The organism is Pseudoalteromonas sp. S558, from assembly GCF_005886635.1.
Taxonomy (GTDB): domain Bacteria; phylum Pseudomonadota; class Gammaproteobacteria; order Enterobacterales; family Alteromonadaceae; genus Pseudoalteromonas; species Pseudoalteromonas aliena.
Genome location: NZ_PNDU01000224.1, coordinates 1 through 4735 on the forward strand (window position 1 = coordinate 1; position 4735 = coordinate 4735).

4 protein-coding genes and 1 pseudogene are annotated in these 4735 nt (G+C 37.3%); all 5 read left to right on the forward strand.

What is annotated here, in order from left to right; all coding sequences use genetic code 11:
* Window positions 1–190 precede the first annotated feature (190 nt).
* The 5 genes and pseudogenes from CWB66_RS15020 (at window position 191) to CWB66_RS15040 (ending at window position 4362) form a co-directional block, all read left to right on the forward strand.
* Window positions 191–661 (forward strand): hypothetical protein, encoded by a 471-nt coding sequence (locus tag CWB66_RS15020; protein WP_138585990.1) that lies wholly within the window; start codon window positions 191–193, stop codon window positions 659–661.
* Window positions 662–663: 2 nt separating this feature from the next.
* The gene (locus tag CWB66_RS15025) at window positions 664–1194 is read left to right on the forward strand and encodes an ankyrin repeat domain-containing protein (protein WP_138585991.1); all 531 of its coding nucleotides are present in this window, start codon (window positions 664–666) and stop codon (window positions 1192–1194) included.
* Between the two features lie 82 nt (window positions 1195–1276).
* Window positions 1277–1387, forward strand: a pseudogene (locus CWB66_RS23085) (transposase); the annotation flags it as partial.
* A 216-nt stretch (window positions 1388–1603) separates the two neighbouring features.
* On the forward strand, window positions 1604–2038 hold the full coding sequence (locus tag CWB66_RS15035; RefSeq protein ID WP_138585992.1) for a DUF6392 family protein: 435 nt from the start codon (window positions 1604–1606) through the stop codon (window positions 2036–2038).
* 413 nt (window positions 2039–2451) lie between these two features.
* Window positions 2452–4362, forward strand: coding sequence for an aminotransferase class V-fold PLP-dependent enzyme (locus tag CWB66_RS15040; RefSeq protein ID WP_138585993.1), 1911 nt, complete (start codon window positions 2452–2454; stop codon window positions 4360–4362).
* Window positions 4363–4735: the final 373 nt, after the last annotated feature.

Sequence of the window (4735 nt, forward strand, 5' to 3'; positions counted from 1 at the left end):
AAAAATACACAATACTCCCACTTTATATTCTGCATAAAATACAGTAATCGATTGAACCAAAATAGGAACTCAGCTATGGTTTGTTTATCAATAAAAATAAATAAAAAAAACGAGTTAATCTACAGGCTCGTTATGTGCCTGTTTAATGTGGCACTATTAATTTTTTTACCTACTAATATAAGGAAATACTATGAGTTTTAAACAATTGCGGAAATTTAGTAAGGATGAGTTACTTTTTGATGAAAAAGAAACGAGGGTGATTTTAAAGTTTATTTTTAAGCCAGCAGATCATAAATTAATTGATTCTCTTCCAATAAATGATCGCTTAAAAGGTTTTGCACAAGGATTATTGGTTGAAGCCATTGATGCATCATACTCAGTTGGTTATGTTAAAGCTATATTTGAAAGTACGGCTAACCCAACAAAAGGAGCAATGGCTATTATTAAAACATTTGCTAGAAAAGCAGCAAGCCATTGGTTCAAACATACATCTGTTCATGACCTGCAAAAGGTTAAAATTTTTGATTTTATAAGAGATAGACTTGCATTGGCGTTTAAGTCTGAATTACAACTTTATTTAGTTAAAAATGAAAACAATAGAGCTGGAGCTTTTGTTGTGTATCAAATTCCCAAGCATGGTTCCACTAAGTTATGGGTATAATCATGACTAAAAAAACACTATCACTGCTAGGTGTTGGCTCTCTAATTGTATTAACTTTTTTTGGCTCCATGTTTTATACAATACAGAGAATGGACATCGCAGACCTTATTGTATGCAGCCTAACTGAGAGAAAGTCTATTATTCCAAATGAATTTTGTGAATATTATATGATTAACTATCGCATGACTAAAGAGGATATTGATTTTCTAAGCAAAGGCCCTGGACTTGATTTCGTTTTAAATGGAAATGATCCGCATAAATATAAAATAGCAAAAAGATTAATCTCAAAAGGTCTTGATGTTAATGGCATTAACCACCTTTTATCAAAAGATATCTCCCCCCTCTATAGTGCGATATTATCTAACGACATTAAAACCGTCAAATTTTTAGTTAATAATGGTGCTAACACTCGCTTGATTGGTAACAACTACGATATGACAGCATTAGATTTTGCAAAAACACTCCAAGAGAAAAAAGATAAAGAAAATAGGATGAAAATTATAACTTTTTTGTCATCCCTTAAAGGCACATAATCGGGTAGCCGGAGGTCTCTAACCTCCAGCCCCCACACCACCCATCATGCGGGTCCCCGCAATGGGCGGTTCATCTCCCGTAACCCGAATTTATGGTGCAGTAGGGAGACCCACTTCACAAGCAAGTTACTGTGAAAATTTAAAGCGTAAACGGCGATCAAATATTAGCAACTGCGAAAAGCTACTCGCATAAATTAAAAAACATTCAGTAAAAGTTAAACTGCAATTATGCAGTTATTTTTATGCGTGTAATTTAGGTTTAATAGGGCTAATGACTTATTTAACGGATGAAATGAAATTGACCCAGTAATAAAAGATAAATTCTGAACTTGAAGATCAAATTTAGTGGCACAGTTTTGTTTGTTCAATTAAAGTGGCTGTCTAGTTTTATTTCGTTAACTGAGCCATTATGGAAAAATTACTTAAACTCATAGATAAACATCTTGAAGATTCTGAAGTTGTAAGATTTCTTAATGATTATTCTTTGCAATTCGAGCATGACGACGATGAATATTATATATCCTTTACCGATATTGGTTTGGAAATCATTGCAGACGACGATAAACGAATAAATACTGTATTTATATCGTCGTTATCAAAAGGCGCTATAAAAGAGTACTCGCCAATTATAAAAGGCGTGAACTTTCGCTCATCAAGAGCAGAGGTACGCAATGTAATGGGGATCCCTACTAAATCAGGTAATCCATTAGCCGATACAATTCTTGAACCAACTGCTGGATATGATCGGTATGATAACGAGCAGTATGCAATACATTTTGAATATAACAGTGAGAACAGCACTATTTCATTGATTACGCTAATGAGCGTTAATGATGCTCCGTAATTAGCAAAAGAAGCATAAATTTAAATGTCCGCTCATGGCCTCTTCAGCCACTCGACAGCATAAAATGCTGATAATAATTGGCAAGGTATTTTACTGTGTCGGATGGCGCTTCGCTTATTCGACCTACACTTGCACAAAACAACCGATCAAGTAGATATAAGTTTTATACCTTATGGTATAAAACTTAAAGGGAAGTATATTGTCGTTGATAGTGATCAAAATCTTTATGCTTACGATGGAAACAGAAAACACATGAATTTCATTGCGCCTCTTATACCAACCTGCATAAATCTTTGAGCAATTTAACGAATTAAACAGCCCAATTATTAGAACATTATCAAAGTATTAATTTCACAAGTCTCACTCCTTTGGTTATGCTACTGAGTATTATAAATTATATTGCGAAAACCCCTATGCTACCGATACTTCGTATCTTGTTAATTGAGCAAGATCCAATCACCCTAAAAGAGCTTTCAACGAATCTGTCAAAAACAATTCCTAATTTTGAGCGAGACGATATTCATATCGATATTGTTGAACGTCTTGAGCTAAAACACGCGCTGGAAAGTGTAGAAGAAGATGGTGATATTCAAGCGGTTGTACTAAGCTGGGATTTGCAAAATAAGGTTGGAGAACGAACTTATAGTCGCTTTATCGAGCAATTAAAGGCAATTCGTCTTGAGTTGCCGGTTTATGTTATTGGCGACGACACCAAAGGGCTGGAAATCGTTAACGAGTCAGAAGAAATTGAGTCGTTCTTCTTTAAAGACGAAGTAATTTCTGATCCAGAAGCAATTTTAGGTTATATGATCAACGACTTTGACGACCGCTCAGAAACGCCATTTTGGACAGCGTATCGCCGTTATGTTGGCGAGTCGAACGATTCATGGCACACACCGGGTCACAGCGGCGGCTCTAGCTTTAGAAACTCCCCTTATATCAAAGATTTTTATCAGTTTTATGGCCGCAATGTATTTGTTGGCGACTTGTCGGTGTCGGTTGACTCGTTAGGTTCATTGTCAGACAGTACAAACACCATTGGTCGCGCTCAAGAATCAGCAGCGGCAACATTTGAGGTTAAGCATACTTATTTCGTCACAAATGGGTCGTCTACCTCAAATAAAATCATCTTGCAGACACTGCTTCGCAAAGGCGATAAAGTGATCATCGACCGCAATTGTCATAAATCGGTGCACTATGGCATCTTGCAATCAGCGAGTTTACCTATTTATTTGTCGAGTATTTTAAATCCTAAATATGGGATCTTCGCGCCGCCGTCGTTGGCCGACATAAAACAGACGATTGAGAAGAATACCGATACAAAATTACTGGTTCTTACCGGTTGTACCTACGATGGTCTACTGAGCGATCTGAAACAAGTGGTCGACTTTGCCCATCAACATGGTATTAAAGTGTTTATTGACGAAGCGTGGTTTGCTTACTCTTTGTTTCACCCGAGCTTACGCTATTACTCTGCTATTCATGCAGGGGCAGACTATATCACCCACTCAGCGCATAAAGTGGTATCGGCGTTTTCTCAAGCGTCTTATATTCATGTTAACGATCCTGACTTTGATGCCGATTTCTTTCGAGAGATTTACAGTATCTATGCCAGCACATCGCCAAAATATCAGCTTATTGCGTCCCTTGACGTATGCCAAAAGCAATTGGAAATGGAAGGCTATAAATTGCTTAATGCCTTGTTGAATCATGTGGAAGAATTTAAACAACAAATGGCCTCGCTCAAGCAAATTAAAGTGCTAGGTAAGCAAGATTTTATGGAAATATTCCCACACTTTAGCGGTGATAACATGGGCCACGACCCGCTAAAAATTCTTATCGACATTAGCGAATTGCCTTATTCATTAAAGGATATTCATAAATATTTACTGGACGAAATTGGTCTAGAAATAGAAAAATACACTCACAGCACTATTTTAGTTTTGCTGACCCTTGGCGGCACGCGTTCAAAAATAATTCGTTTGTACAATGCGCTGAAAAAACTCGACAGCGGTAAGGTAAAGTTATCAACATCAACGCGCAGAGCACGCTTACCAGAAAACTTACCAGCGATAGACTTGGCGTGTATTCCAAGCGATGCTTTTTATGGTGAGCGCGAATCTGTGCCCATCGCTAAAAGTAACAACCGTATTTGCGCCGGTTTAGTTACCCCTTACCCGCCAGGCATTCCTCTTTTGGTACCAGGGCAGCATATCACTGAGGATCATATTGAATACCTCAAAGAGTTAGCGGGACAAGGCCTGACTATCCAAGGCAGTTTCGATGGCGAAATTTACGTTCTTAAAGGCAAAGTTAAGAAGTAAAGATATTGCTACAGTAATTTCAGTCAGACGTGTAATTAGAAGTTACTCTACTTTAATATTTGGTACGGTAAGCCTCTATTTTTAACAGGGGCTAGCTGCAAATATTTATATTGTTCGTATTTCTGATCTTATTTCATGGATAAGAGTGTTATAGCCGTTAAGTAACTGCTTGAAAAGTAGTGTCTGCTAAATTTAAAGTTGATGCACATCATTGGTTCATACTCCACGCACGTAAATCAAAGTGTGGTAGTTATATCATTAAAAACGTGCGTGAGTTTAAAGATAAAACAGAGCAACTTACCTCAAATATTTAAATAAAAACGCTTTTAATTTATGGTGCGTTTTCTTTGCATTCAGCCCCGTGGATACGGGG